22 protein-coding genes are annotated in these 25,646 nt (G+C 60.8%); 12 read left to right on the top strand and 10 right to left on the bottom strand.

The annotated features are described in order from the left end of the window. Positions 1–27 precede the first annotated feature (27 nt). The 4 genes from selD to mqo all read right to left on the bottom strand — a co-directional run bounded on the left by selD (position 28) and on the right by mqo (position 6,198). Entirely contained in the window at positions 28–1,092 is a 1,065-nt protein-coding gene (gene selD, locus ACRQ1B_RS00250; RefSeq protein ID WP_432291678.1) for a selenide, water dikinase SelD, read from the bottom strand. A 244-nt stretch (positions 1,093–1,336) separates the two neighbouring features. Then, positions 1,337–3,259 (bottom strand): methyl-accepting chemotaxis protein, encoded by a 1,923-nt coding sequence (locus ACRQ1B_RS00245; protein ID WP_432291677.1) that lies wholly within the window; start codon positions 3,257–3,259, stop codon positions 1,337–1,339. A 259-nt stretch (positions 3,260–3,518) separates the two neighbouring features. Further along, entirely contained in the window at positions 3,519–4,388 is an 870-nt protein-coding gene (locus tag ACRQ1B_RS00240) for an MBL fold metallo-hydrolase (RefSeq protein ID WP_432293771.1), read from the bottom strand. 130 nt (positions 4,389–4,518) lie between these two features. Further along, positions 4,519–6,198, bottom strand: coding sequence for a malate dehydrogenase (quinone) (gene mqo / locus ACRQ1B_RS00235; protein WP_432291676.1), 1,680 nt, complete (start codon positions 6,196–6,198; stop codon positions 4,519–4,521). A gap of 263 nt (positions 6,199–6,461) precedes the next feature. Between mqo and ACRQ1B_RS00230 the strand changes: the two genes are divergently transcribed. Both ACRQ1B_RS00230 and ACRQ1B_RS00225 read left to right on the top strand, forming a co-directional pair. Further along, positions 6,462–7,139 carry a response regulator transcription factor gene (locus tag ACRQ1B_RS00230; protein WP_432291675.1) on the top strand — a complete coding sequence of 226 codons (678 nt, stop codon included), beginning with the start codon at positions 6,462–6,464 and terminating at the stop codon, positions 7,137–7,139. After that, positions 7,117–8,490 carry a sensor histidine kinase gene (locus ACRQ1B_RS00225; RefSeq protein ID WP_432291674.1) on the top strand — a complete coding sequence of 458 codons (1,374 nt, stop codon included), beginning with the start codon at positions 7,117–7,119 and terminating at the stop codon, positions 8,488–8,490. Before ACRQ1B_RS00230 ends, ACRQ1B_RS00225 begins: the two co-directional genes overlap by 23 nt. A 229-nt stretch (positions 8,491–8,719) precedes the next feature. On the opposite strand, the gene ACRQ1B_RS00220 is transcribed toward ACRQ1B_RS00225, so the two are convergent. Genes ACRQ1B_RS00220 through ACRQ1B_RS00210 form a run of 3 tightly spaced genes read right to left on the bottom strand, consistent with a single transcriptional unit; the run spans position 8,720 to position 10,221 of the window. After that, positions 8,720–9,223: a GNAT family N-acetyltransferase gene (locus ACRQ1B_RS00220; protein ID WP_432291673.1), complete on the bottom strand. Its 504-nt coding sequence runs from the start codon at positions 9,221–9,223 to the stop codon at positions 8,720–8,722. Beyond that, positions 9,223–9,468 (bottom strand): DUF982 domain-containing protein, encoded by a 246-nt coding sequence (locus ACRQ1B_RS00215; protein ID WP_432291672.1) that lies wholly within the window; start codon positions 9,466–9,468, stop codon positions 9,223–9,225. The genes ACRQ1B_RS00220 and ACRQ1B_RS00215 overlap by 1 nt, the downstream gene beginning before the upstream one ends. Positions 9,469–9,510: 42 nt before the next feature. After that, the gene (locus tag ACRQ1B_RS00210; RefSeq protein WP_432291671.1) at positions 9,511–10,221 is read right to left on the bottom strand and encodes a GntR family transcriptional regulator; all 711 of its coding nucleotides are present in this window, start codon (positions 10,219–10,221) and stop codon (positions 9,511–9,513) included. Between the two features lie 314 nt (positions 10,222–10,535). Here ACRQ1B_RS00210 and araD point away from each other — a divergent pair, with 314 nt between their 5' ends. From araD to ACRQ1B_RS00185, 5 genes are all read left to right on the top strand, one after another. Further along, complete coding sequence (gene araD, locus ACRQ1B_RS00205; RefSeq protein WP_432291670.1) at positions 10,536–12,287, top strand: L-arabinonate dehydratase; 1,752 nt, start codon at positions 10,536–10,538, stop codon at positions 12,285–12,287. Between the two features lie 14 nt (positions 12,288–12,301). Further along, positions 12,302–13,027 (top strand): ribonuclease activity regulator RraA, encoded by a 726-nt coding sequence (locus tag ACRQ1B_RS00200; RefSeq protein WP_432291669.1) that lies wholly within the window; start codon positions 12,302–12,304, stop codon positions 13,025–13,027. A gap of 245 nt (positions 13,028–13,272) precedes the next feature. Beyond that, entirely contained in the window at positions 13,273–14,301 is a 1,029-nt protein-coding gene (locus tag ACRQ1B_RS00195) for a four-carbon acid sugar kinase family protein (RefSeq protein ID WP_432291668.1), read from the top strand. Positions 14,302–14,303: 2 nt separating this feature from the next. Continuing rightward, the gene (locus ACRQ1B_RS00190) at positions 14,304–15,008 is read left to right on the top strand and encodes a FadR/GntR family transcriptional regulator (protein ID WP_432293770.1); all 705 of its coding nucleotides are present in this window, start codon (positions 14,304–14,306) and stop codon (positions 15,006–15,008) included. A gap of 135 nt (positions 15,009–15,143) precedes the next feature. Next, positions 15,144–15,482 (top strand): HNH endonuclease, encoded by a 339-nt coding sequence (locus ACRQ1B_RS00185; RefSeq protein ID WP_432291667.1) that lies wholly within the window; start codon positions 15,144–15,146, stop codon positions 15,480–15,482. Positions 15,483–15,574: 92 nt separating this feature from the next. Here ACRQ1B_RS00185 and ACRQ1B_RS00180 read toward each other — a convergent pair whose 3' ends face one another. From ACRQ1B_RS00180 to ACRQ1B_RS00170, 3 genes are read right to left on the bottom strand one after another with little or no spacing between them, the layout of a single operon-like run. Beyond that, positions 15,575–16,696, bottom strand: a complete 1,122-nt coding sequence (locus ACRQ1B_RS00180; protein WP_432291666.1) for an iron-containing alcohol dehydrogenase — start codon at positions 16,694–16,696, stop codon at positions 15,575–15,577. Beyond that, positions 16,693–17,652, bottom strand: a complete 960-nt coding sequence (gene pdxA / locus ACRQ1B_RS00175) for a 4-hydroxythreonine-4-phosphate dehydrogenase PdxA (RefSeq protein ID WP_432291665.1) — start codon at positions 17,650–17,652, stop codon at positions 16,693–16,695. Before pdxA ends, ACRQ1B_RS00180 begins: the two co-directional genes overlap by 4 nt. 2 nt (positions 17,653–17,654) lie before the next feature. Beyond that, the gene (locus ACRQ1B_RS00170) at positions 17,655–18,848 is read right to left on the bottom strand and encodes a sialidase family protein (protein WP_432291664.1); all 1,194 of its coding nucleotides are present in this window, start codon (positions 18,846–18,848) and stop codon (positions 17,655–17,657) included. A gap of 353 nt (positions 18,849–19,201) precedes the next feature. On the opposite strand from ACRQ1B_RS00170, the gene ACRQ1B_RS00165 reads away from it, so the two are divergent. From ACRQ1B_RS00165 to ACRQ1B_RS00145, 5 genes are all read left to right on the top strand, one after another. Next, positions 19,202–20,719, top strand: coding sequence for an ABC transporter substrate-binding protein (locus tag ACRQ1B_RS00165; protein WP_432291663.1), 1,518 nt, complete (start codon positions 19,202–19,204; stop codon positions 20,717–20,719). Between the two features lie 270 nt (positions 20,720–20,989). Next, positions 20,990–21,904 carry an ABC transporter permease gene (locus tag ACRQ1B_RS00160; RefSeq protein ID WP_432291662.1) on the top strand — a complete coding sequence of 305 codons (915 nt, stop codon included), beginning with the start codon at positions 20,990–20,992 and terminating at the stop codon, positions 21,902–21,904. Positions 21,905–21,918: 14 nt separating this feature from the next. Further along, positions 21,919–22,851 (top strand): ABC transporter permease, encoded by a 933-nt coding sequence (locus ACRQ1B_RS00155; RefSeq protein WP_432293769.1) that lies wholly within the window; start codon positions 21,919–21,921, stop codon positions 22,849–22,851. Further along, positions 22,844–24,463: an ABC transporter ATP-binding protein gene (locus tag ACRQ1B_RS00150; protein ID WP_432291661.1), complete on the top strand. Its 1,620-nt coding sequence runs from the start codon at positions 22,844–22,846 to the stop codon at positions 24,461–24,463. Before ACRQ1B_RS00155 ends, ACRQ1B_RS00150 begins: the two co-directional genes overlap by 8 nt. Positions 24,464–24,487: 24 nt before the next feature. Next, positions 24,488–25,369 (top strand): dihydrodipicolinate synthase family protein, encoded by an 882-nt coding sequence (locus ACRQ1B_RS00145; protein WP_432293768.1) that lies wholly within the window; start codon positions 24,488–24,490, stop codon positions 25,367–25,369. Positions 25,370–25,646 lie beyond the last annotated feature (277 nt).

Here is a 25,646-nt window from a genome sequence, read left to right as displayed (position 1 = left end):
AACGCCTGCACCCGAAAACTTGTTCCGTCAGGACACCGTTCCGCCGTCGACGACGATGCCGGCAGGACCGTCTTCCACGGTGCCGACGATTGACACGAGTGGATAACCGGCGTCGCGCACTTGGGCAACAAGCGCATCCGCCTTGTCGGCGGACACCGCGACCAGTAGGCCACCCGATGTCTGCGGGTCGGCGAGCAGCATGCGCTGCCATTCCGGCATGTTTTCCGGCAGCGTGATGGCCTCGCCATAGCTCGCCCAGTTGCGCACCGAAGCACCGGTAATGAAACCCTGCTGCGCCAGTTCTTCCGCCTTCGTCAGGAACGGGATGTCGGCAAGCTTCAGCCGCAGCGTCAGGCCGGAGGCGCGCGACATTTCCAGCCCGTGCCCCAGAATACCGAAACCGGTGACGTCGGTGATCGCGTGCACGTCGGCATTGGCGGCAAGTTCGGTGCCGATCTTGTTAAGCAACGTCGTGGACGCGATCATCTCGTCATAGGCGGCCGCCGGCAGCGCATTCTTCTTGATCGCCGAGGAATAGATGCCGATGCCGATGCCCTTGGTGAGGATCAGCTTGTCGCCGGCCTTTGCCCCGCCATTGCGGCGTACCTGGCTCGGATGGCAGATACCGATGACGGCAAGCCCGTAGATCGGCTCGACGCTGTCGATCGAATGGCCGCCGGCCACCGGAATGCCGGCGGTGGAACAGATGGACGCGCCGCCTTCCAAAATCTTGCCGATGGTTTCCGGCTCCAGCTTGTTGATCGGCATCCCTAAAATAGCGAGCGCCAGGATCGGCTTGCCGCCCATCGCATACACATCCGAAATGGCATTGGCGGCGGCGATGCGGCCGAATTCGTAAGGATCGTCCACCATCGGCATGAAAAAATCGGTGGTGGCGATCACGCAGGTATTGTCATCGATCTGCCAGACGGCGGCATCATCGGCCATCTCGTTGCCGACGAGCAGTTGCGCGAAAGGCTGCGCGGCCGGCTGGCCTGCCAGCAGTTTCTGCAGAACGGCCGGCGCCAGCTTGCAACCGCAGCCGCCGCCATGGGCAAGTTCCGTCAAACGAAAAGATGTTTCTTCTGCCATGATCGTGCTCCCGAGCCATTCATGGCTCGCTTATTCCGTGGCCCTTCGAACCGCGAACCGGCATCGAAGCCCGGTATCGGCTCTATCATCCGAACGATCGTCCTGTCAGCGAAAACCGATCGTCTGACACGATTTTGAATGCGGTCGCGTGGCAGCATCGGCACAGAAAAAAGGGAGGGCCGCAAAACAGCCCTCCCTTGATGTGATCATGTCAACCGGATCTCATCGACCCGGCAGAGGAAAATCAAAACTCGGTCCAGTTCTGCTCCACGGCCACGGCGGCATTGCCATTGAAGGCATTGGCCACCTTGCGCACCATCGAACGGGCCGGAGAGGCAACCGGCGCATCCTGCCTGCTGGCAACGCGAGCGAGCTGCGCTTCGCCGAGCTTGAACTGCGCCAGCAGTTCGTTCAGCGAGGCGACTTCGCGGGCAAGACCGTGGCTGGCTGCGGTCTGTTCTTCCACCATCGCCGCATTCTTCTGGGTTTCCTGGTCCATCGAATTGACGGCGGTGTTGATCTGCTGGAGACCGGTCGACTGTTCCTGCGCGCTTTCGACGATCGCCGCCACGTGCCGGTTGATCTCCTGCACCTCGACCACGATCTTTTCCAGCGCCGTGCCGGTGGCGCCGACCAGATCGACACCCTCCTGAACCTGCACGTTCGACGTGGTGATCAGCGTCTTAATCTCCTTGGCAGCGTTTGCCGAACGCTGGGCCAATTCGCGCACTTCCTGTGCGACAACCGCAAAACCCTTGCCGGCTTCACCGGCACGCGCCGCTTCGACGCCAGCATTCAGCGCCAGAAGATTGGTCTGGAAGGCGATGTCGTCAATCACACCGATAATGTTGCCGATCTCGCTCGAAGACTTTTCGATCTTCTCCATGGCGATGACGGCACGGCGAACGACTTCGCCGGAATGCTCGGCTTCCTGACGGGTGCGCGATACCAACGCACCGGCTTCCTGCGCGCGCTTGGTCGAATCCTTCACCGTTGTGGTGATCTCTTCCAATGCGGCGGCGGTTTCTTCCACGGCGGCAGCCTGCTGTTCGGTGCGCTTGGCCAGATCGTCGGCCGCGGCCTTGATCTCGTTGGCGCCGGCATCGATACCGCGAGCATTGTTGGCGACACTCTTCAGCGCATCCTGCAGCTTGGCGGCAGAGGCGTTGAAATCGGTGCGGACGCCATCCAGCGAGGCGGCAAAACCGTGCTCGATGCGATAGGCGACATTGCCATCCGAAAGATGCGACAGGCCTGTCGCCAGATTGTCGACCGCGAATTTCACATCAGCGGCTTCTCTGGCCTTGGCGGCTTCGCGGTCGATACGCTCCTGTTCCGACAGCGAGCGATTGGCGGCAGCTTCCTTTTCGAGGTTGATGCGCTCAATGGCATTGTCGCGGAAGACCGCAACGGCTTCCGCCATCTGACCCACTTCATCCTTGCGCTCCAGGCCGGCGATTTCCTGTGCCGTCTCCCCACCGGCAAGAGAAATCATCCGTGCCTGCAGGCGTGCGATCGGGCCGGAAATGCCGCGCGAGGCGACGAAAAGCGAGGCGACGATGGCCGCCAGAAAGATCACGCCGAGGCTGACCAGAAGCGTGGTGATGGTGCTACTGACTGAAATGCTGATCGCATCCGCTTCGGCAATCACTGCCTTGGTATTGGCAATGTTCCAGTCGCGCAGATCGTCACGCAGCTTGCCGATGTCCGGATCGACGCCGGCCATGATGGCCTTCGCGTCAGCCAGTTTGCCGTCCTTGATCATCGCAACGGCCTTGTCCGTCTCGACCGTGATCGCACGGGCGCGGTTTTCGAAGGCATCAAGCGTGGCAGTTTGTTCCGGAATGAGCTTCTTGGCATTGGCGAAGCGCGCAAAAACAGCGCCCTTGCCGCTTTCATAGTTCTTGGCGACATAGGCGCGGAATTCGGCGGCGCTGTCATATGTCATCAGCTGATAGGCGCTGTAGGCCACAGAATTGATGGAGGTTGCGGCGCGGGAAACGTCCGTCGCGGCAACATTGTCTTTCGAGATGAAGGAATAATAACGATCATCGGAGCTGTTGTAATTTTGAGCGAGGACGACGACACCGGCGATCCCGACAAAACAGATGGGCAGTATCAGAGACAGTATTTTCGTGCGGATTTTCGCATTGGACAGAAACGACATGGCACACCACGGGGCGGGCAAGCTCCGTGACGCGTCGCGGAAACTCGCTAAGGTGAAGGGAAATTTTTGAAGGCTGACATCGCGCTGGAACAAGCCAATCATCGGCTCGGGCGAACGCTAGAGCCAAGATGATTAATCGCAGATTAAATCAGGTTTTAATCAATCGAAAAAAGTTGAATTGCTGACGATTTCTCAGGAAACAATATATTCAAAGTGGCACAGATCGCCGAGAGAACCCTCATTGAGAGCATTTACTGCTTCACCAGCTGACATCTGGAAAAGCGTTCAGCGGCATCTTCAGATAGCGCCGGCCATCCTCTTCCGGCTCCGGCAGCGCTCCGGCGTTGAGATTGACCTGCAGCGCATGCAGGAGAAGTTTCGGGAACGGCAGCGTCGCATCGCGCTGCTTGCGTGCGGCGATGAAATCCTTGCCTGTTCCCCGCAGATGGATGTTCTTTTCTTTCTGTTCTGTCACCGTGCTTTCCCAAAGGGGCGCACGACCATCGGGACAGTAATCGTGACCGGTGAACAGGCGGGTCTCATCCGGCAGCGCAAGAATTCTTTCGATCGATGCCCACAACGTCTCGGCACTGCCGCCCGGAAAGTCGGCGCGCGCCGAGCCGCTGTCGGGCATGAACAGCGTGTCGTGGATGAAGGCTGCGTCGCCGATCAGATAGGTTATTGAAGCCAGCGTATGCCCCGGCGAATGGATAACCTCGACCTCCATCTCGCCGATCAAAAAACGCTCGCCATCGGCAAACAGCCGGTCCCATTGCGAGCCGTCGCATTTGAGGTCCGGCATGTTGTAGAGCTTGCGCCACAAAGCCTGAACCTTCACGACCTCGGCGCCGATCGCTGTCGGCACGCCGGTCTTTTCCTTCAGATAGGCTGCTGCGGAAAAATGGTCGGCATGTGGGTGGGTGTCGAGGATCCATTGCAGGACATAACCCTCCGCCTCGATATGGGCGAGAATGGCATCGGCGTGGCGTGTCGCCGTCGAACCGGATTTCTCGTCGTAATCCAGCACAGGATCGATGATCGCACAGGCCCGCGTTTTCGGATCAGCCACCACATACTGGATGCTGCCGGTACGTTCGTCGTAAAAACCCTCGACCAGCGGATGTGCCAGAACCGTCATGCGTATGCCCTTCTTTATTTCGGCCATATCCCTAACCGATTGGCCTGAAAATCGGAACCCGCCCAGCACAAACGCAAAAGGCCCCGACAAGCGGGGCCTTCGCATGCATTCATGACAACAATTAGAGCGCCAGGCCCGGAGCCATCTTCACTTCGCCGGCCGGTGTCGTCGGCTTGCTGTAGGCGGCCGGATCCATGGCAGGCGACGCGATGGCGAGCTGCAGGCGCTCTTCTGTCGCGGCCCATTCCTTGGCCAGCATGTCCGGGTTTTCGTTGAGCTTCTGGCCGTAGCTCGGAACGATCGCGTGGACGCGTTCCTGCCATTCCGGCGTCTTCAGCTTGTCCGGGAACACCTTCTTCAGAACGTCGAGCATGATCGGGGCGGCGGTGGAAGCACCCGGCGAAGCGCCGAGAAGAGCGGCAATCGTGCGGTCTTCGGACGCGACGATTTCGGTACCGAGCTTCAGCAGGCCACCCTTTTCCGGGTCGTTCTTGATGATCTGCACGCGTTGGCCAGCCTGCCAGTAACGCCAGTCTTCAGCCTTCGCATTCGGGAAATAGACTTTCAGCGCATTCAGACGATCTTCGTCCGACATCATCAGCTGACCGGCGAGATACTGCACGAGGTTGAACTCGTTGGTGCCGACCTGCAGCATCGGCCAGATGTTTTCGAGCGTGACGGAAGCCGGCAGATCGAACAGCGAGCCTTCCTTCAGGAACTTTGTCGAGAAGGTTGCGAACGGTCCGAATAGGATGTGGCGCTTGCCGTCGAACACGCGAGTATCAAGATGCGGAACCGACATCGGCGGAGCGCCGGTTTCGGCCTGGCCATAGGCCTTGGCAAGGTGCTGGTTGACGATCTCCGGGTTGTCGCAGACGAGGAAGGAACCGCCGACCGGGAAACCGGCATAGGCGTCGCCTTCCGGAATGCCCGACATCTGCAGAAGCGGCAGCGCGCCGCCACCGGCGCCGAGGAAGACGAACTTGGCCTTCACGACGGTGGTGTCACCGGTCTTGGTGTTGGAGTAGGTCACGCTCCAGGTGCCGTCGTCGTTCTTGACGATATCCTCGACTTCCGAGGAGGTACGCAGGGTGAACTGCTGCTGGCTCTTCAGATGCGTGACATACTGGCGCGTGATCTCGCCAAAATTGACGTCGGTGCCGAGCGGGCTCCAGGTCACGGCCAGCTTCTGGTTCGGATCTCGGCCTTCCATCATCAGTGGAACCCACTTGGCGATCTGCGCATGGTCGTTGGAGAACTGCATGCCGGCAAACAGCGGGCTCGCCTTGAGCGCTTCGTAGCGCTTGGCAAGGAATTCGGTGTTGGCGTCACCCCAGACGAAGCTCATGTGCGGGGTCGAGTTGATGAACGAACGCGGGTTCTTCAGAACGCCCATGTCGATCTGGTGCGACAGGAACTGACGGGTGATCTGGAACCATTCGTTGATCTCGATCGCCTTGGTAATGTTGACATTACCCTTGGCATCCATCGGCGAATAGTTGAGTTCGGCAAGTGCCGAGTGGCCGGTGCCGGCATTGTTCCAGCCGTTGGAGCTTTCCATCGCCACGTCGTCGAGGCGCTCGATCATCTCGATCTTCCAGGTCGGCTCGAGCTGCGAGAGCAGAACACCGAGCGTCGAGCTCATGATGCCGCCACCGATCAGCAGCACGTCGACAACACCGTCGGAGCCCTGCTCCTGCGCCCAGGAAGGCATGGTGCTGACGCCGATTGCGGCAGCGCCCGTCGCGGCAGAGCCAAGCAACTGGCGGCGGCTCAGCATCAGGCGGCTGTTGGTGGACATCTTATTGTTTTTGGAAGGCATGAAGCACCTCGGTTGGTGAGCCGCCGGACGGGTGCCTTCGGAGCAGACGAGCAAGCGACATGTGGGCGCGCGACGTCTTGTCGCGCAGTGGTGCGTGGGGTTTGCGCCTTCAAATTGACAAACGCCATTAAATTGGAATTTAAGAAATCACGCGGACACCGGGGCCGGTTTGGATATCATTTGTCATGGATCGGCGATAAACACCTGCGTTCATTGCCCCGCAGCCTTGCCAGGAAGAAACCATGACCAAGGTCGTTCTGATCGAGGATGACGAAGACACTGCACAGGATATCTGCGCCGAACTGAAGGATTCCGGCTATGTCGTCGACTGGGCAGCCGATGGCATCGAAGGGCTTGAGCGCGCGCGCGCCGCAGATGCCGATGTGCTGATCGTTGATCGCATGCTGCCCGGCATGGATGGTCTTGCCGTCATCGATACCCTGCGCCGGGAAAAAATCCGCACACCAGTTCTGGTCCTGAGCGCGCTTGGTGCCGTCAACGACCGCGTCAAAGGACTGCGCGCCGGCGGTGATGACTATCTGACCAAGCCGTTTGCCGTGCTTGAGCTCGTCGCCCGCATCGAGGCGCTTCTGCGCCGACCGGCCGATACATCGGCAAAAACACTGCGTGTCGGCCCGCTGGAAATCGACCTCATCGAACGCAGCGCCAACCGCGCCGGGCGCGAGATCGAGCTTCTGCCGCGCGAATACAAGCTTCTCGAATACATGATGCGCCATAGCGAGCAGCTTCTCACGCGCGCCATGCTGTTTGAAGAGGTGTGGAAATACAAGTTCGTGCCGGACTCGAACCTCGTGGACGTGCATATGGGCCGTCTGCGCCGCAAGGTCGATGCGACGGGAGAAGCGCCGTTGATCTCCAATATTCGTGGAGAGGGTTTTGTTCTTCGCGCGCCTGATTGACTGGATCTGGAACTCGACATTTCGTTACACGGTCGCGTTGTTCATCGCGATCGGCGCAACGATCATGCTCAGCCTCACCTTCGCCTATGTCACCACCAGCCGTGAACTGGTGTCGTTTCTCGACAGCCTGATCATCCAGGAATCCGACGCGATGGTCGCCCAGTCGAAAGAAGGGCTTCTGACGCAATATGAGGAACGGCTGCGGCAGGACCCACGTCGTTACAAGCCGGCCGGATTGTTTACCGCCGACGGCAAACGCATTTCAGGCAATATACGGCAATGGCCGGCCGGGCTCGAAGTCGACCAACTGCCGATCCAGGTGGATATAGATCGTGTCGATCCGGACATGGAGATGATCCAGCCGTCACGGGCGCTCGCGCGCCGGCTCGCGGACGGCAATATCGTCGTTGTCGGCTGGAGCACCAAGGACAATGAACAGACCGCCTCGGTGGTCAGGCGCGGCCTGATTTTCGGCCTGCTGCCGGCCTTCCTTCTCGGTCTTGCCGCCTCGCTGCTGTTTGCCGCCCGGTCGCAGCGCCGCATTCGCGAAATGCAGTTGCGTGCCGCCGACATCGTTGCCGGCGATTTTTCCAAGCGGCTTCCGACCCATGACAGCGAAGACCCGCTCGACAAGCTGGCGCAGATCGTCAACGGCATGCTCGACGAAATCCAGACGCTGGTCGAAAATCTTGCCGCCATCGGCGACGACATTGCTCACGACCTTCGAACGCCGCTCGCGCGTGTGCGGATCGGGCTGGAGCGCGCGCGCCGCAGCGCCGCTTCTGTGGAGGAATTTCAGGCCGCGACCGATCGCGCGATTTCCGGTGTCGACCATGCCATCTCGATCATCACTGCACTGCTGCGCATTCGCGAGATCGAACAGACGCGCCGTTTTCAGGCATTTGGCAGCGTCGATCTGGCGGAGTTGATCACCGAGGTCGGCGAGCTTTACGAACCCTTTGCCGAGCAGAAACAGCTGGCGCTGGCCGTTCATGCCGCAGGCGAGAACACAACGCAGGGAGACCGCGACCTGTTATTCGAGGCGGTCGCCAATCTCGTCGACAATGCCGTGAAATACACGCCCGAAGGCGGCAGGGTCGATGTCGCGCTGGTGTCGGAAGGCGATCATGTCGTGATCCGCGTGAAAGACAGCGGGCCGGGCATTGCCGAAAACGAACGCGAACTGCTGGCGCAGCGTTTCTATCGCTCCGACCGCAGCCGCCACACCAAGGGGCTGGGCCTTGGGCTTACCCTTGTCGCCGCCATCGTCAAGCTGCACGGGTTCCGGTTCGAGATCAAATCGGGTGACGGCTTTACGGCGGAAATCGTGCTGCCGCAGGATGGGGCGTAGGAAGTGAGATCATCGGTGCGTCACTTAAAGCAAGTCCCCCTCTGGCCTGCTGGCCACCTCCCCCACAAGGGGGGAGAGAACTCGCGGCAAACTCCCTGCCCAAATTGAACCTCAGCGTAGCGCCTGGGTTAAGCCCCTCCCCCTTGTGGGGGTCCGAAGGACGGGCGAGACCCGTGGCTCGCCCTGATCGGGTTTGGGGCGGGGTCTTTTTTGATGGAGCACCCTGCGGTTACAGCGGCAGCGGCAGCTCCATCACCATCTCATGCCAGGCCATGCCGCCATGATCGGAGGCCGACGGCTTTACATACCGATAGCCGAATTTTTCATAGAGCCCGACATGCTGTTCCTTGCACATGAGATGAATGGTCTTCTTGCCCATCGCCTGCATGCGCGCGATGAATTCGCGCATCAGCCGTGACGAATGGCCATGCCCCTGAAAAGCCGGATCGATCACGACCGACATGATCACGACATTTTCGGCATCGGGATCATGCCCGATCAGCTGTTTGAAATCCTCGTCGGACATCACGACGTTTTCAGCGCAGCCGCTGTTGATGAAACCGACGATCGTGCGATCGACTTCCAGCACCAGAAAACCCTGCGGATATTGGCCGATGCGCAGCGCGATCTTTTCCAGCGTCGCCGCCTCATCGCCCTCGTAGGCCGAAATCTCGATTTCGTAACAACGCGCCGCATCCGCCGGCACGGCATGGCGAAACAGCGGGCCAGCCATCACTTGCTGACCAGAACGCCGGCCTCGACGGCAGCGGCCACAAAAGCCTGACGCGCATCTTCATCCGCGCGCTTGCCCTTGGAGACATCGGCGCAGATCAAAAGCGCCTTGTCGAGCGCCGGCTCGTCCTCGATCGGCCAATCCTCGATCATCGCCCAGGAGGCGGCCTGTGTCGTCTCGATCGCGGTTTCGACCGGCGGTTCGCCGATCATCACGACAACCGGCTTGCTCCAGGGTTTCTGCATGTCTTTTCGTCCCGTTCTGAAAGTCGCCCCTCATAGAGCCTTTCAGCGGCGAATGTAATCGGGAAACTCGGCGCTGATCACATCGATGATGGAAAGCGTGCCGGACAGATGTTTTCGCAGCGCCGCAGCCGCGATTTCCGCCTTGCCGGACCTTATGCCTTCGACAATCGCTTCGTGATCGGCAAGCACCGTCTGCATCTTGCCCGGCATGGGCAGGTTCAGCCGCCGCAACCGGTCGAGATGCACACTCTGACGGCGCACATTCGCCCAGAGTTGCTCCATGCCCATGCGTTCATAAAGATGGCGATGGAACTCGCGGTCTATCTCGTCGAACCTGTCATAGGTCTCGGGCGTCGCGACGGCGCGTTGGCGCAGCAGGATTTCGGAAAGCTCCGCCGCCGTCGCTTCCGGGCGATCTTCGGTCAACCGCCGCACGGCCTCCAGCTCGATCGACAACCGCAAAAACTGCGCCTGCCTTGCATGGTTGATGTCGATCCGCGCGACCACGGTGGCGTATTGCGGATAGACATCCACCATGCCCTCTTCCTGCAGGCGCATCAGGGCATCGCGCACCGGCGTCTGGCTGACACCGAACTCCATCTGCAGGCTGGAACGCGACAGGACCGTGCCCGGCACAAGTTCCACCTTCAGGATGCGTTCGCGCAGGATCTCATGCACCTGCAGCGCCACCTGCCGCGAGCGATCCAGCTGTCCGCCCCTGACCGTGCCACTTCCCCTGATCATTTCACCCATGCGCCGTTCCACCATTTGCTAGCTGCCTGCATTAAAACACAGTTTTCGGGTTGATGCACTGATGTTTTAGTGCTTCAATGCAATTGTCGCTTTGGGAGAGGCGAACATCGGGCGCATGTTTCGATGCGTCTGAACCATGGAGGAGGAAACATGCGACTGTTTTTTTGCGGGGCGAATGCATCTGCCGTCATCAGCACTTTGCCCCAGGTGCCGCCGCCATTTCCCTCACCGTAAACGATTGATAGCCCCACCCATTCGGTGAGGCATGTCGGGAAGGCCAAAACCTTTCCGCGCCCGCAAAAAGGTTGATTGCCATGTCCAGCAGTTCCCTGCCAAAGACCAAAAAGCCGGAAGACCTGCGCAGTGCCCGCTGGTTCGCGCCCGACGATCTGCGCTCCTTCGGCCACCGCTCGCGCATGATGCAGCTCGGTTATTCGGAAGAGGAGTTTCGCGACAAGCCGGTCATCGGCGTGCTCGACACATGGTCCGAACTCAACACCTGCCACGCCCACTTCAAGGAACGCGTGCAAGATGTGAAGCGCGGCATCTTTCAGGCCGGCGGTTTTGCCGTGCAGATGCCGTCTTTGTCGCTCGATGAAAGCTCGCTCAAACCCACGTCCATGCTCTACCGCAACATGCTCGCCATGGAGACGGAAGAGATGATCCGCGCGCATCCGCTCGATGGCGTGGTGCTGATGGGCGGCTGCGACAAGACAACGCCGGGTTTGGTCATGGGTGCGATCTCGGCCGGTGTGCCGATGATTTACCTGCCCGCCGGCCCGATGCTGCGCGGCAATTATGCCGGTAAAATCCTCGGCTCCGGTTCTGACGGCTGGAAATACTGGGACGAACGCCGCGCCGGCAACATTACCGATGAGGAATGGCTGGGCGTGCAGGGCGGCATTGCCCGCTCGGCCGGCACCTGCATGACCATGGGCACGGCATCGACCATGACGGCGATCGCCGACGCCATGGGCCTGACGCTGCCCGGCGCCTCCTCCATTCCGGCCGTCGACAGCAACCACCAGCGCATGGGATCGGATTGTGGCCGCCGCATCGTTGACATGGTCTGGGAAGACCTGACGCCGGACAAGATCGTAACCGATGCCGCCTGTCGCAATGCCGCGATCGTCGCCATGGCCACCGGCTGTTCCACCAATGCCGTCGTACACCTGATCGCCATGGCGCGCCGCGCAGGCGTCGATCTCACCCTCGATGATCTCGATGCGCTCGGCCGCGTCACGCCTCTCATCGCCAATGTCCGCCCCTCGGGCAAGGACTATCTGATGGAGGATTTTTTCTATGCCGGCGGACTGCGGGCGCTGATGAAGCAGATGGAGGACCGGCTGGATTTGTCGGTCATGACCGTCACCGGCCGCACCATGGGCGAAAATCTCGAAGGCGCAAAAGTCTATAATGACGACGTCATCCGCCCGCTTTCCAACCCTGTCTATCACGAAGGGTCGCTTGCCGTGGTGCGCGGCAATCTCTGCCCGAATGGCGGCGTCATCAAGCCCGCTGCCTGTGATCCGAAATACCATGTGCATCAGGGACCAGCCATGGTGTTCGACAGCTACCCGGAGATGAAGAAGGCGATCGACGACGAGAACCTCGACGTCACGCCCGATCACGTTCTGGTCCTGCGCAATGCCGGCCCGCTCGGCGGCCCCGGCTTTCCCGAATGGGGTATGCTGCCGATCCCCAAGGCGCTGATCAAGAAGGGCCATCGCGACATGCTGCGCATTTCCGACGCCCGCATGTCCGGCACGTCCTACGGCGCTTGCGTACTGCATGTCTCGCCGGAAAGTTTTGTCGGTGGCCCGCTGGCACTTCTGAAGAACGGCGACATCATCCGTCTCGATCTGCCCAATCGATCATTGGACATGCTGGTGAGCGAGGAGGAACTGGCACGCCGCAAGGCAGAATGGAAAGCGCCGGAGCCGCGTTTCCAACGTGGTTACGGCTGGATGTTCTCCAAACACGTCACCCAGGCCGATCAGGGCTGCGATTTCGATTTTCTGGAAACCGGGTTCGGTCAGAAAGCCGGCGAACCGGATATCTATTGAGGAGGATGAGACCGATGAGCGACTACGTACTCAGCGACGCAACGCGCGCAAAATTCAAGAAGATTTCCACTGCATCGCTGGCAACCGCCATGTTCAAGCGCGGCCTGCGCAACCAGTTTATCCAGGGCGTCGTGCCGGTGTCGCCCAAGACGGAAACCATGGTCGGTCAGGCGTTTACACTGCGCTACATCGTGGCGCGCGAGGACCGCAACCCGATTACCGTGTTCCGCAATGCCGACCATCCGCAGCGTGTCGCCATCGAAACCTGCCCGGCCGGCCATGTGCTGGTGATGGACAGCCGCAAGGACGCCCGCGCCGCCACGGCCGGTTCGATCCTGATCACGCGTCTCGCCCTGCGCGGTGCCGCAGGCGTCGTCACCGATGGCGGCTTTCGTGATGCGGCGGGCATAGGCGCGCTGGACATGCCGTCCTATCACGCCCGCCCCTCCGCCCCGACCAATCTCACCCTGCACGAGGCGATCGATATCAACGTGCCGATCTCCTGCGGCGATGTCGCGGTGTTTCCGGGCGACGTTCTCGTCGGCGACAATGACGGCGTGATGGTCATTCCCGCGCATCTGGCCGAGGAACTGGCGGAGGAATGCACGGCGATGGAAAGCTACGAGGCTTTCGTGCTCGAACAGGTGAAAGCCGGCACGCCGATCATCGGCCTTTACCCGCAGACGAAAGACGAGTTCCGCGACAAATACGAGGCATGGCGCAAGACAAACGGTCGTTGACCGCCTGATCTTTTTCAAAAAACTCAAGAGAAGCGCATGGCCCTGCCCGGTCATGCGCTTCTCTCGTTTCCGGCTCGGACATACCAACTGAATTCCCGAAAAAGCTGCAATTCCAATGCACTCACGCGTCCGTCAAAATTTGCACATACGCAAACCATAATTTGTCATACTAATCGGTATGGAATATTGACATTCAAGCATTTTTTAGTGGTATAAAGATTACAACATAAAACTGGTACCATGACATGCTCGCCATTCTCGCAGACGATCTGACCGGCGCACTCGACAGTGCCGCCCCTTTTGCCGGGCGTGGTCTTCGCACTGAAGTCGCGCTCGCCCGCGAGGCAATTGCCGATATCGTCGCGGATCGCCCGGATGTCATTTCCATCAACCTCAACACCCGCGAAATCGGTGCGGATGCGGCGCGCGAAACGACTGCAGCGGTGATGGCCCTGCTGCCAACCGGCACGCTTATGTTCAAGAAGGTCGACTCCCGTCTCAAGGGCAATATCGTCGCCGAACTCGATGCCATTGCCTTTTCCCGCGCCCTCACCGCCCCCGCCATCCCGGAATTCGACCGCATTGTCGAAGGCGGCGCCGTTCGCGGCTTCGGCGTCGACACACCGATCGTCATCGCTGAAAAACTCGGCAGCCATGCCGCCCGCACCCACACACCCGACACCCGCTCGCCCGCCGACATGGATGCCGCACTCGACGCCGCACAGAATGACGGCACCGATCTCCTGATCGGCGCGCGCGGCCTCGCGGAAGCGCTCGCCCGCCGCATGACGGCAGGACGTGACGCGCAACCGGCAAAGATCCCGACCGGCCGCGCCACTTTCGTCATCGGCTCGCGCGATCCGATCACGCTCGCCCAGATCGACGCCCTGCGGGCAGGTCACGACCTCACCTATATTGCCGCACCGAACGGTCAGATCAGCGAAACACCGGATGCAGATGCAGCCCTGATGCTGGTTCAGGCCACGCCGGGTCAAAGCGACATCAACCCCGCACGGGTTTCGGAAGCACTCGCGGAAGGCCTCAAACACAACCTTGCCGGTTACGAGGGCACGCTGCTTCTCTCCGGCGGGGCAACGGCCGAGGCGGTGATGCGCGCACTTGGCGTATCGCGTTTCACCCTGCATGGCGAATGCCTTCCCGGCCTCGGCCTCGCGTCGAACGAAGGGCGCTGCATCATCGCCAAATCCGGCGGGTTTTGCGGGCCGGAAACATTGAAGACGATTGCGGACATGGTCCTGGGGAGGGCAAATTGAAGATGGGACTGGAAACGGGAACCGCCCGCAAGGGCCTGGCCGACATCGTGTTCGAGCGCATGCTGCGCGCCATCAAATCCGGCGCCTACAAGCCGGACGAACGCCTGCCGACCGAACACGATCTCGCCGCCGAATTCGAGGTGTCGCGCCCGGTCATCCGCGAGGCGCTGAAACGCCTGCGCGACCAGAGCCTGATCTATTCCCGCCGCGGTGCGGGCAGTTTTGTTCGTTCCACCGGCCTGCGCAATCCGCTCGGTTTCGGCCAACTGGAAAACGTCGCCGACCTTCTGAACTGTTACGAGTTCCGCCTGACGCTGGAACCGGCCGCCGCAGCCGCCGCAGCCTCCCGCCACGATGCCGACAGCCTGAAGGCAATCCGGCAGGCGCTGGAACTGCTGCGCGACGCCACCAACCGCCAGTCACACCGCGAGGATGCCGATTTCCAGTTCCACCTGGCCATCGCCCGCGCCGCCCAGAACAACTATTTTTCCACCGCCATGGAAGCGCTGAAGGACCACATCGCCGTCGGCATGAAGTTTCACGGGGCCTCGATCAAGCGCGAGGCCTCCGGCCTCACCCGCGTGTTCGGCGAACACGAAGCGATCGCCGCAGCCATCGCCAACCGTGACGAGGACGAGGCGCGACGGCTGATGCTGGAACATCTGAAGGGGTCGCGCGAGCGGCTGTTTCAGTCGTCGCATCAGTAGTGTTCAGGCACCGCCCGGACAGGCTGTTTTCGAAACATCGTTGCTCCCCGGCGGCAGAAGCGGTATCTGGCGGCACGGAGCCCGTATCGATGCGAGCTCCGAAACGCATCCTTTACAAGCAATGGCAGAAGACCGATGGCCCGCAAGATCAGAGAGGATTTCGCTTCGTCGCAGGAGGAGCAGCAACCGACGATTTGCCCCCTGTGCGAGCGTATGATCCCGTTTGGCGATGAAGATGCCCATCACCTTGTTCCGAAAAGCAAGGGCGGCAAGCAGACCGTTCTGCTGCACAAGGTCTGCCATGACCAGATCCATGCCGTCTTCACGAATGCGCAGCTCGCCAAGTCATTTTCGACGATCGAGGCCATCCTCGACAATCCCGACATCCAGAAATTTGTCGCCTGGGTAAAAAGCAAGCCTGCCGGCTTTTCCGGCTCGGCAAAGGAATCGCAGCAGGGCAGAGGACGGCGATAAAAGACGTCGTCCAGCTCAGCGCATTTGAAATCGCCAGGACGTAAAAAGGCGGCGCAATCGCTCGCACCGCCTCTCTCCTCCAAACCAGCTTTTTAGAAGCTGGCCCGGTAAACCCCCAGCACATCCTCGACACTCATATCGGCCGGATTGTGATCCATCAGCCGGCGAATGGCATGCGCGTCCGCCGCAAAGCGCGGCAGGTCTTCTTCTTTCGCACCATGTTTTGCCAGCGACATCTCGATGCCGAGATCGGCGCAGAAGGCATGCCCCGCACCGCTCAGATCCGCCTGCGACAGACCTTTTCCGAGGCCGAGCGCTTCCGCCACTTCCGCCGTCTTGGCCGCAACAACCGGCTGGTTGAAGGCCAGAACATGCGGAAACACGATGGCATTGGCGAGCCCGTGCGGCAGGTGCAACAACGTGCCGAGCGGATAGGCGATGGCATGGCCGGCCGCCGTATTGACCGGCCCAAGGCAGATGCCGCCGTAATAGGAGGCGAGCATCATGCCCTCGCGGGCCTCACGATCCGATCCGTCCTTCACGGCGCGCGCCAAAAATTTGCCGACGAGCGAAAAACCCATGCGGGCAAAACCGTCGATCATCGGATGCGCGCGTTTGCTGGTAAACGCCTCGACGCAATGCGCCATGGCATCCACACCGGTCGCAGCCGTGACGGCCGGCGGCACGGAATAGGTCAATTCCGGATCAAGCACGGCGAGATCGGCGATCAGATGCGGGCTCTCGACCGCGATTTTGGCTCCGGATACCGGATCGGTGATCAGCGAGCGGATGCCGGCTTCAGAACCGGTGCCGGCCGTCGTCGCCACCTGCGCCAGCCGGGTCTTGCGGCCCGCCACCTTATTGGGACCAGCCACATCGGCAAGCACCTGCTCGCCATCCCAGAGCGCTGCCACCAGCTTGGCGACATCCATGACCGAACCACCGCCGAGACCGACGACGAGATCGGGCTTGGCCGCACGCGCCGCAGCCAGCGCCGCATCGAGCGTGGCAATCTCCGGCTCACCGGGAATGGCATCGAACAGGGCAATCTTGCCCGGCAGTTTCAGGCGGTCGATAAAACCGGCGGTGATCGGCGTGGCGATCACCAGCGTCGAGGAAACGTCGCCGGCCCATGGCCCAACCTCACCGATCGTGCCGGCGCCGACGATCAGCCGCTTCGGCTGATGCAGGATGATGACGGGAGCGCTGCTCATGCCTTGCCCCCCTTGCCGCCGGTAACCAGCTTGCGGGCATAGGCGATCGCTTCCAGCATGTTGCCATGGTTGGCGATGCCCTTGCCGGCAATGTCGAAGGCGGTGCCGTGGTCGACCGAGGTACGGTCGATCGGCAGGTCGACGGAGACGTTGACCGCCGTATCGAAGGCGACGAGCTTGATCGGGATATGGCCCTGATCGTGGTACTGCGCGACCACCAGATCGAAGGCGCCGGAATAGGCGCGATGGAACACGGTGTCGGCCGAGATCGGACCATAGGCATCGATGCCTTCGGCACGCGCAGCAGCAACGGCCGGTGCGATCTGCTCGTCATCCTCGGTACCGAACAGGCCGTTTTCACCGCAATGCGGGTTGATGCCGGCAACCGCGATGCGCGGCGCGGCATAACCGGTGCGCTTCAGGTGATCGTTGCCGGCCTTGATCGTCGCCAGCACCCGCTCGGTCGTGGCGCGGCGGATCGCTTCCTGCAAGGACACGTGCGTGGAGACATGGATGACCTTCAGCTTTTCCGACGCCAGCAGCATATAGGCCGCTGCCGATTTCGTCAGGCTGCGCAGCATGCCGGTATGGCCGTCATAGTGATGGCCGGCAAGGTTGAGCGCTTCCTTGTTGATCGGTGCCGTGACGACGCAACCGATCACACCGGCTTCGGCATCACGCACCGCCTTTTCGATAAAACGGAAGGCCGCATCGCCGGCAACCGGCGACAGCGTGCCCCATGGCAGCGGTGCGCCTTCGATCGGCAGATCGACGACGTAAGCGGTCAGATCGATATCGACGCCCAGCGCCTTTCGGGCGGCTTCCAGCGTCGGCAGGTTGCCGTAGATACGGGTATTGGCGCGGTCCGCGTCACCCATTTCGGCCAGCGCCCGCACCGTGATTTCCGGTCCGACGCCGCACGGGTCACCCATGGTGATGCCGATGATATTGCTCATGATTATTCTCCCGCTTGTACAGCATCAGCCCAGCCGGGGGCCAGACGAACATATTTGATGGCGCGCCTGTAATAGGTGTAGGCGATGTGAAGACTTCCGTCGGTGCCTTCCAGCAGCCACGGATAGGACATTTCCTTGTTGTGGCCGTCGATGGAATTGTTCGACATGCAGGTGCCCGGACCGTCCTCGATGAGGATCCGCTGCGAAAAACTCTTTGCCCCGTCATCGGAAATGCAGACGGAAACCGGCGCGCGCGGCACGCCCCAGATCGGCACGCAGCCGCCATCCGGGTTCGCATCCGGACGGTCGTCATCTTCGCCCAGCTCGTCATAAAGCGAGGCGCGGCGATCCGTGGACATTTCCGCATTGGTCGGGTTGCAGATCATCGCGATACGGCCGTCCTTGAGGCGGGTCGCTGCAACGGAAGAATTGTTGTTGGGCACATCCGTCGCCTGCGGCACGGACCAGGTGCGGCCACCATCGGCGCTTTCGGTGCGATAGACGAAATCGGCCTGACGACGGCGAAACACGGCCGCCAGCCTGTTATCGCCGAGCGAGACCGGCCCCATGTGGACGCAGCCGGTCGACTGGTCGAGATCTTCCAGCACCCAGGTCTTGCCGCCATCCTGCGAAATACCGACCGCCGCACGGTCATGGCTGCCGTTCCATTTCTGGCCGGGACGCTGGATGCAACGGAAGATCGGCAGAAGCCATGCGCCATCATCGCGAACCACCAGCGGCGCGCGAACGAAACAGCCGCGCGGCAGATCGAGATAATCCCCCTCGCCCGCCGTCAGCCTGGTCGGGTCGGAAGCATCACGCGAAATTTCCGCCATGCGGATGCGGCATTCATCCTGATTGCCGGAAGGCTGTGAGGTGTGGAACAGAATGAGTTTTCCATCCGGCGCCGCAAACAGAACCGGGTTCTGCTCGGAATGTTTTGGATCGAAACTCAGCCGCTGCGGCTCGCCCCACTGCTCGGAGCCTTCGGCCAGAACCGACGCGAAGACGGAAATATCCGACTTTCCTTCCAGCGTGCCGCCGAACCAGGCGCAGATGAGTGCGCCGTCATCAGCCAGATGCAGGAAGGATGCGTGGTTCTGGATCATCGGCGAGGCCAGCATCGCCTCATGTCGTCCATGGCCAACGGCTTTCACCGTGCCGTTCATGACGGTTGCAATCTGTTCAGGCGTCATCAGGGTCTCCTCTTATCCCCATGAAAATCACCCAAATAACAAAGTTGTCAAGTTTGAAAAATTTGCCAATTTGCCATTGACGATCAGATTAAGAGGCACATGTATTTGAAATTAAATCGTTTTATGAAAGGCAATTTCGTACAAATTGACAGTTCCGAATATTTAATTTGACAAACTTGCCAAGAAATCCGATGGTCTGCGCCAGCCCAACAGGCACCGATCAAGGGACGGAGGCATCCCGGTCGAAGCAAAGGGCCACGGAGGAATGCCTTCAGACCGCGCGACTAAGAACAGCCGGCGCGCCATGAACAGCAAGCGGTGCACAGTTTGCACCCCAGAGGGAGGAGAATGACATGAAGACTTCGCATTTGCTTGGAGCCTTGCTCGGCTCCGTCCTCGCACTCGGCTCCGGCGTTGTGCCGGCTTATGCCGCGTCGAGCGACATCAAGATCGTCCTGCCGGAAGAGGCAGACCTGCTCGAGCCCTGCATGGCGACGCGCTCCAATATCGGCCGCGTCATCATGGAAAACGTCAGCGAAACGCTGACCGAGCTCGACGTGCGCGACAAGAAGGGCGTCATGCCTCGCCTCGCTGAAAAGTGGGAACAGAATGCCGATGGCAGCTGGCGTTTCCACCTGCGCCAGGGCGTCAAATTTTCCGACGGCAAGGCTTTTGGTGCCAAGGATGTCAAATATTCGTTCGACCGCATTTTCAGCGACAAGAACATCTGCGAATCCCGCCGTTATTTCGGCGGCATGAAGTTTGACGTGAAGGTCGTTGACGACAACACGATCGATTTCAAGGTCGATCCGGTTCAGCCGATCCTGCCGCTGCTTCTGTCGCTCGTCACCATCGTTCCGGAAGGCACGCCGCTGGAATTCGTGCGCGAGCCGATCGGCACCGGTCCCTACAAGCTGTCCAACTGGACGCCGGGCCAGCAGATCGTTCTCGATGCCCGTGACGATTATTGGGGCACGAAGCCTGCCGTCACCAAGGCAACCTACCTGTTCCGCTCCGATCCGGCCGTCCGCGCCGCCATGGTTCAGGCCGGCGAAGCCGATCTGGCACCGTCGATCTCGCAGGTCGAAGCCACCAACGAAAAGACCGACTTCTCCTATCTCGACAGCGAAACCGTCTATCTGCGTATCGATGGCAATATCGCGCCGCTCAACGATGTCCGCGTCCGCAAGGCGCTGAACCTCGCGATCGACCGGCAGGCCTTCATCGGCACGCTGGTTCCGCAGGATGCGGTTCTTGCCACCGCTCTGGTGCCGCCGACCACGCTCGGCTGGAACCCGGACGTCAAGGTCTTCCCGTATGATCCGGATCAGGCCAAAAAGCTGCTTGAAGAAGCCAAGGCCGCCGGCGTTCCGGTCGATACCCCGATCACCGTCGTTGCCCGCACGGCCAACTTCCCGAACGTGACGGAAATCATGGAAGCCATCCAGGCGCAGCTGCAGGATGTCGGCTTCAAGATTGACCTGAAATTCGTCGAAGTCGCCGAACACGAGGTCTATTACTCGAAGCCGTTCAAGGAAGGCCGTGGCCCGACGATTGTTGCTGCCATGCACGACAATTCCAAGGGTGATCCGTCCTTCACCATGTTCTTCAAGTATGACTCGAAGGGCACCCAGTCCGGCTACGCCGATCCGAAGGTCGATGATCTCATCGCCCGCGCTTCTGCCGCCACCGGCGATGAACGTGCAAAACTCTGGTCGGAACTGATCGCCTATGTCCACGACGATCTCGTCGCCGACGTCGCGCTCTTCCACATGGTCGGTTACTCGCGCGTTTCTGAGCGTCTCGACTTCAAGCCCAGCATCGCCACCAACTCCATGCTGCAGCTCTCCGAGATCGGCATCAAGAACTAACCACAGGCCGATTTCGTAGGCAAAAAGACCCCTCCCAATCCTCCCCACAAGGGGGAGGGCTTAACTCAGCCGAACCGTCGACTTTCACTTGAGGCAGGGCGGGTGATGCAAATCCTCTCCCCCCTTGTGGGGGAGATGGCGGCAGCCAGAGGGGGACTTCGCCCAATGCGACCGTCCTGATCCAACCCGAGGGTGATCGCAGATCATCCCAAAATCGAAGCGAAATGGGCGGCGGCATCGTCGCCGTCCATTCCAGCAATCGAGGTCACCATGCTCAGTTTCATCCGCAAGCGCGCCTTTGCCAGCCTCATCTCCCTTATCGGGCTGCTGGTCATGGTGTTCTTCCTGTCGCGCCTGACGGGCGATCCGGCATCGCTCTTCCTTCCCGTCGAAGCATCCGCCGAAATGAAGGCCGAATTCCGCGCTCTTCACGGTCTCGACCAGCCGCTGCTCGTGCAGTTCGGCCAGTATGTCGGCAACGTTTTGACCGGCGATCTCGGCGAGAGCCTGCGCAAGGCCCGCCCCGCCCTCGACGTCGTGCTCGAAGCCTTCACATGGACACTCTGGCTCGCCGTCATCACCATGACGCTGGTCACGGTCTGCGCCATCGTCGTCGGCTCGCTCGCAGCTTTCCGTACCGGCGGTTTCTTCGACCGTTTTTCCTCGATGGTCTCGCTGATCGGCGCATCGGTGCCGGATTTCTGGCTCGCCATCGTCGCCATCGTCGTCTTCGCCATCCAGCTGTCCTGGTTGCCGACGTCGGGCACCGGCTCGCTCGCCCACTGGATTCTGCCGATCTGCGTGCTGTTCGTGCGCCCGTTCGGCATCATCGTTCAGGTCGTGCGCGGCTCGATGATTTCGGCGCTGTCATCCGCTTACGTGAAGACGGCCCGCGCCAAGGGCGTCAAGTCCGGCCCGATCATCTTCATCCACGCGCTGCGCAACGCCATGCTGCCGGTCATCACCGTCATCGGCGACCAGGCCGCCAGCCTCCTGAACGGCGCCGTCGTCATCGAAACCATTTTTGGTTTCCCCGGCGTCGGCAAGCTGATGATCGACAGCATCCTGCAGCGTGACTTCAACGTCGTGCTGGCGGCGATTCTCGTCACCGCTTTCGCCATCTTCCTCATGAACCTCGTGATCGACCTGGCCTATGCCCTGCTCGATCCACGCATCCGCTACTGAGGATCGATATGACTATGGCCATTCAATCCACACACACACCGAAAGAAACCGTCGCGGAAGAACCGAGCGCCATCGTGCGCATGGGCCGCATGCTGTGGGCCGACAAGTTCGCCCTCTGCGCCGCCATCTTTCTCGTCTTCGTCATCGTCATGGCGATCATCGGCCCGACCCTGCTCGATGATCTCGCCACCAAGCAGAACCTGCGCGGCCGCAACCTCGCCCCCTTCATGTTCGACCGCGAATGGTTCATGTGGCTCGGCGCCGATGCGCTCGGCCGTCCGCTCTGGCCGCGCATCATCGTCGCGACGCAGAACACAATCATGGTCGCCGCCGGCGCCGTGCTGATCTCGGCCGTCGTCGGCACCATGCTCGGCCTGATCGCCGGTTTTGCCTCGGAACGCACCAGCCAGATCATCATGCGTCTCGCCGACGTCATCATGTCCTTTCCGTCGCTGCTGGTCGCGGTCATCGTGCTCTACATTCTCGGCTCGTCCATCATGAACCTGATGCTAGTCCTGTCGATCACGCGTATCCCGGTCTATCTACGCACCACCCGCGCCGAAGTTCTGGAAATCAAGAGCCGCATGTTCGTGCAGGCCGCCAAGGTCATGGGCGCATCGTCCAAGCGCATCCTGTTCCGCCATATCCTGCCGGTGGTTCTGCCGACGCTGACGACACTCGCCACGCTCGATTTCGCCTATGTCATGCTGGCGGAAAGCGCGCTTTCCTTCCTCGGCATCGGCATCCAGCCGCCGGAAATCACCTGGGGCCTGATGATCTCTCAGGGTCGCCAGTACCTTACCAATGCATGGTGGCTGTCCTTCTGGCCGGGCCTGGCAATCATCCTCACCACGCTCTCGCTCAACCTTCTGTCCAACTGGCTGCGTATCGCACTCGACCCCGTCCAGCGCTGGCGCCTGGAAATGAAAGGACCGAAAAATGGCTGATCATCTTCTCGAAGTCCGCAACCTCTCGGTCGACTTCCACACCGCGTCGGGCGTCGTGCACGCCGTGCGCAACATCTCCTATTATCTCGACCGTGGCGAAACGCTCGCCATCCTCGGCGAGAGCGGTTCCGGCAAGTCGGTGTCGTCGTCGGCGATCATGAACCTGATCGACATGCCGCCCGGCAAGATCTCGTCCGGGGAAATCCTGCTCGACGGCAAGGATCTGTTCAAGATGAGCGCCGAGGCCCGTCGCGAAGTGAACGGCCGCCGCATCGCCATGATCTTTCAGGACCCGCTCAGCCACCTGAACCCGGTCTACACCGTCGGCTGGCAGATGCGCGAGGCGCTGAAAACCCATGGCAAGGGCAATAGCGAAGCCCAGGCCGAAGCGCTGCGCCTGTTCAAGCGCGTCGCCCTGCCGGAGCCGGAAAAGGCGCTCGACAAATATCCGCACGAATTTTCCGGCGGCCAGCGTCAACGTGTCATGATCGCCATGGCGCTCGCACTCAAGCCCGATCTGCTGATCGCCGACGAACCGACCACCGCGCTCGACGTGACGGTGCAGGCGGAAGTGCTGAACCTCTTGAAGGAACTGCAGCGCGAAACCGGCATGGGTGTGCTGATCATCACCCACGATCTCGGCGTCGTCTCGGAAGTCGCCGACCGCGTCGTCGTCATGGAAAAAGGCCAGCTGGTCGAAAGCGGCACGGTGCGCGAGGTCTATCACAACCCGCAACATGCCTATACCAAGAAGCTGATCGCCGCCGCCCCCGGCAAGGGCGACATGCACGAACCGGCGACGTCAGGCGACGCCATTCTCCGCGTCAAGGATGCCCGCAAGTTTTACGGCGGCTTCGAGGCCCTGAAGGGTATTTCCTTCGATCTGAAGGCCGGTGAAACCGTTGCCGTCGTCGGCGAAAGCGGCTCGGGCAAATCCACCCTCGCCCGCATCCTTCTGCGCCTTGAAGAAGCCGATGGCGGCACCGCCGAATGGAAGGGCAAGGACCTTTTCACCATGTCGCCGGGCGATCTGTTCAAGCTGCGCCGCGATCTGCAGATGGTGTTTCAGGACCCCACCCAGTCGCTCAACCCGCGCATGACGGTCTATCAGCTGATCTCCGAGGCCTGGGTCATCCACCCGGAAATTCTGCCCAAGGCCAAGTGGCGCGAACGCGTCGCCGAGCTGCTCGATCAGGTCGGCCTGTCGCCGGAACATATGGGCCGTTACCCCCACCAGTTTTCCGGCGGCCAGCGCCAGCGTATCGCCATTGCCCGCGCGCTTGCGCTCGAACCAAAGCTGATCGTCTGCGACGAGGCCGTCTCGGCGCTCGACGTTTCGGTACAGGCGCAGGTGATCACGCTTCTCGACAAGCTGCGCAAGGAAATGGGCATTGCCTTCATCTTCATCGCCCACGACCTGCCGCTGGTGCGTGATTTCGCCGATTACGTGATGGTCATGCAGAAGGGTGAAGTGGTCGAATTCGGCACTGTCGCACAAGTCTTCGACAACCCGCAGCAGCCTTACACGCAGGCCCTTCTCGCCGCCAGCCTCGATCCCGACCCGGACGTGCAGGCCGCAAACCGCAATGCCCGCCTGGCCACCGCATCCTGATTTGATTGATACCGGAGTAGAATGATGACCAAGAAAGCCTTTGTCGCGATCGTGACATGCTTCAACGACGACGAAACCATCAATTACGAAGCGACCCGCGCGCAGGTGCGCCGTCAGGTGGCGGCCGGCAACAACATCATGTGCGCCGGCACCAATGGCGATTTTTCCGCGCTGACCTTCGGCGAAAAGGTAAAACTGCTCGAGGAAGTGGTCGATGAAGTCGGCGGCAAGGTCGATGTCATCGTCAATGCCGGCATGCCCGCCACGTTCGAGACGCTGCAACTCGCGAAAGAATTCGACCGCATCGGCGTTACCGGCATTGCCGTCATCACGCCCTTCTTCATCGCCTGCACGCAGGACGGCCTGATCCGCCATTTCTCCACCGTTGCAGACGCCGTCAACACGCCGGTCTATCTCTACGACATCCCGGCCCGCACGCAGAACCACATCGAGCCGGAAACCGCCCGCAAACTCGCCACCCACGGCAACATCGCCGGCATCAAGGACTCCGGCGGAGCGCAGGAAACGCTTGCAGCCTATCTGCAGGTCTCGAAAGAAGTCGAAGGCTTTGAGGTTTATTCCGGCCCGGACCATCTCGTCCTGTGGTCCTTGCAGAACGGCGCCGCCGGCTGCATTTCCGGCCTCGGCAATGCCATGCCGGATGTTCTTGCCGGCATCGTCGGCGGCTTCAACTCCGGCAATATCGAGGAAGCCCAGCGTCAGCAGGATATCTACACCGCCTTCCGCACCGACCTTTACCAGCACGGTTTCCCGCCGGCCATGGTCAAGCGCGCGCTTTACCTGCAGGATTCATCCGTCGGCGCCAGCCGCCAGCCGGCTCTACTGCCGAATGCCGAGCAGGATGCCAAGATCGGCGAGACGCTGAAGAAATTCGGCCTGCTGTAAACGATCTCATAAGGCCGCGGCATCGCGGCCTTATTCCTCCCGCGTTTTGACGGGGAAGAACACAGACCCACTGCGCTGACCTGCCGAGACGATCTGCGTCTCCTTCGAGCCTTCTGCCGCAGGCGCTACCTCCTCCAGGCACCCAACTACCCGTCGACAACATAACCTGCGCGTTATTTTTCAGACTGTTCCAGCTTATAAAGCCCGCACTCAAATAGTGTGCATGCAACGCCGTTTTGGTGCGTAGAGCAACGAACACGCCCTCTGCTTTAACAAA

Source organism: Endobacterium panacihumi, from assembly GCF_050847465.1.
GTDB lineage: Bacteria > Pseudomonadota > Alphaproteobacteria > Rhizobiales > Rhizobiaceae > Neorhizobium > Neorhizobium panacihumi.
Note: the sequence above shows the minus strand (reverse complement) of the source record. Positions and strands in the feature narration are given on the sequence as shown.

Excerpts from the sequence above, each read along its gene's own strand:
- selD (WP_432291678.1), bottom strand. The coding sequence starts at position 1,092 with ATGGCAGAAGAAACATCTTTTCGTTTGACGGAACTTGCCCATGGCGGC.
- ACRQ1B_RS00245 (WP_432291677.1), bottom strand. The coding sequence starts at position 3,259 with ATGTCGTTTCTGTCCAATGCGAAAATCCGCACGAAAATACTGTCTCTG.
- mqo (WP_432291676.1), bottom strand. The coding sequence starts at position 6,198 with ATGTCCACCAACAGCCGCCTGATGCTGAGCCGCCGCCAGTTGCTTGGC.
- ACRQ1B_RS00230 (WP_432291675.1), top strand. The coding sequence starts at position 6,462 with ATGACCAAGGTCGTTCTGATCGAGGATGACGAAGACACTGCACAGGAT.
- ACRQ1B_RS00220 (WP_432291673.1), bottom strand. The coding sequence starts at position 9,223 with ATGGCTGGCCCGCTGTTTCGCCATGCCGTGCCGGCGGATGCGGCGCGT.
- ACRQ1B_RS00215 (WP_432291672.1), bottom strand. The coding sequence starts at position 9,468 with ATGCAGAAACCCTGGAGCAAGCCGGTTGTCGTGATGATCGGCGAACCG.
- ACRQ1B_RS00210 (WP_432291671.1), bottom strand. The coding sequence starts at position 10,221 with ATGGGTGAAATGATCAGGGGAAGTGGCACGGTCAGGGGCGGACAGCTG.
- araD (WP_432291670.1), top strand. The coding sequence starts at position 10,536 with ATGTCCAGCAGTTCCCTGCCAAAGACCAAAAAGCCGGAAGACCTGCGC.
- ACRQ1B_RS00200 (WP_432291669.1), top strand. The coding sequence starts at position 12,302 with ATGAGCGACTACGTACTCAGCGACGCAACGCGCGCAAAATTCAAGAAG.
- ACRQ1B_RS00195 (WP_432291668.1), top strand. The coding sequence starts at position 13,273 with ATGCTCGCCATTCTCGCAGACGATCTGACCGGCGCACTCGACAGTGCC.
- ACRQ1B_RS00190 (WP_432293770.1), top strand. The coding sequence starts at position 14,304 with ATGGGACTGGAAACGGGAACCGCCCGCAAGGGCCTGGCCGACATCGTG.
- ACRQ1B_RS00185 (WP_432291667.1), top strand. The coding sequence starts at position 15,144 with ATGGCCCGCAAGATCAGAGAGGATTTCGCTTCGTCGCAGGAGGAGCAG.
- ACRQ1B_RS00180 (WP_432291666.1), bottom strand. The coding sequence starts at position 16,696 with ATGAGCAGCGCTCCCGTCATCATCCTGCATCAGCCGAAGCGGCTGATC.
- pdxA (WP_432291665.1), bottom strand. The coding sequence starts at position 17,652 with ATGAGCAATATCATCGGCATCACCATGGGTGACCCGTGCGGCGTCGGA.
- ACRQ1B_RS00170 (WP_432291664.1), bottom strand. The coding sequence starts at position 18,848 with ATGACGCCTGAACAGATTGCAACCGTCATGAACGGCACGGTGAAAGCC.
- ACRQ1B_RS00165 (WP_432291663.1), top strand. The coding sequence starts at position 19,202 with ATGAAGACTTCGCATTTGCTTGGAGCCTTGCTCGGCTCCGTCCTCGCA.
- ACRQ1B_RS00160 (WP_432291662.1), top strand. The coding sequence starts at position 20,990 with ATGCTCAGTTTCATCCGCAAGCGCGCCTTTGCCAGCCTCATCTCCCTT.
- ACRQ1B_RS00155 (WP_432293769.1), top strand. The coding sequence starts at position 21,919 with ATGGCCATTCAATCCACACACACACCGAAAGAAACCGTCGCGGAAGAA.
- ACRQ1B_RS00150 (WP_432291661.1), top strand. The coding sequence starts at position 22,844 with ATGGCTGATCATCTTCTCGAAGTCCGCAACCTCTCGGTCGACTTCCAC.
- ACRQ1B_RS00145 (WP_432293768.1), top strand. The coding sequence starts at position 24,488 with ATGACCAAGAAAGCCTTTGTCGCGATCGTGACATGCTTCAACGACGAC.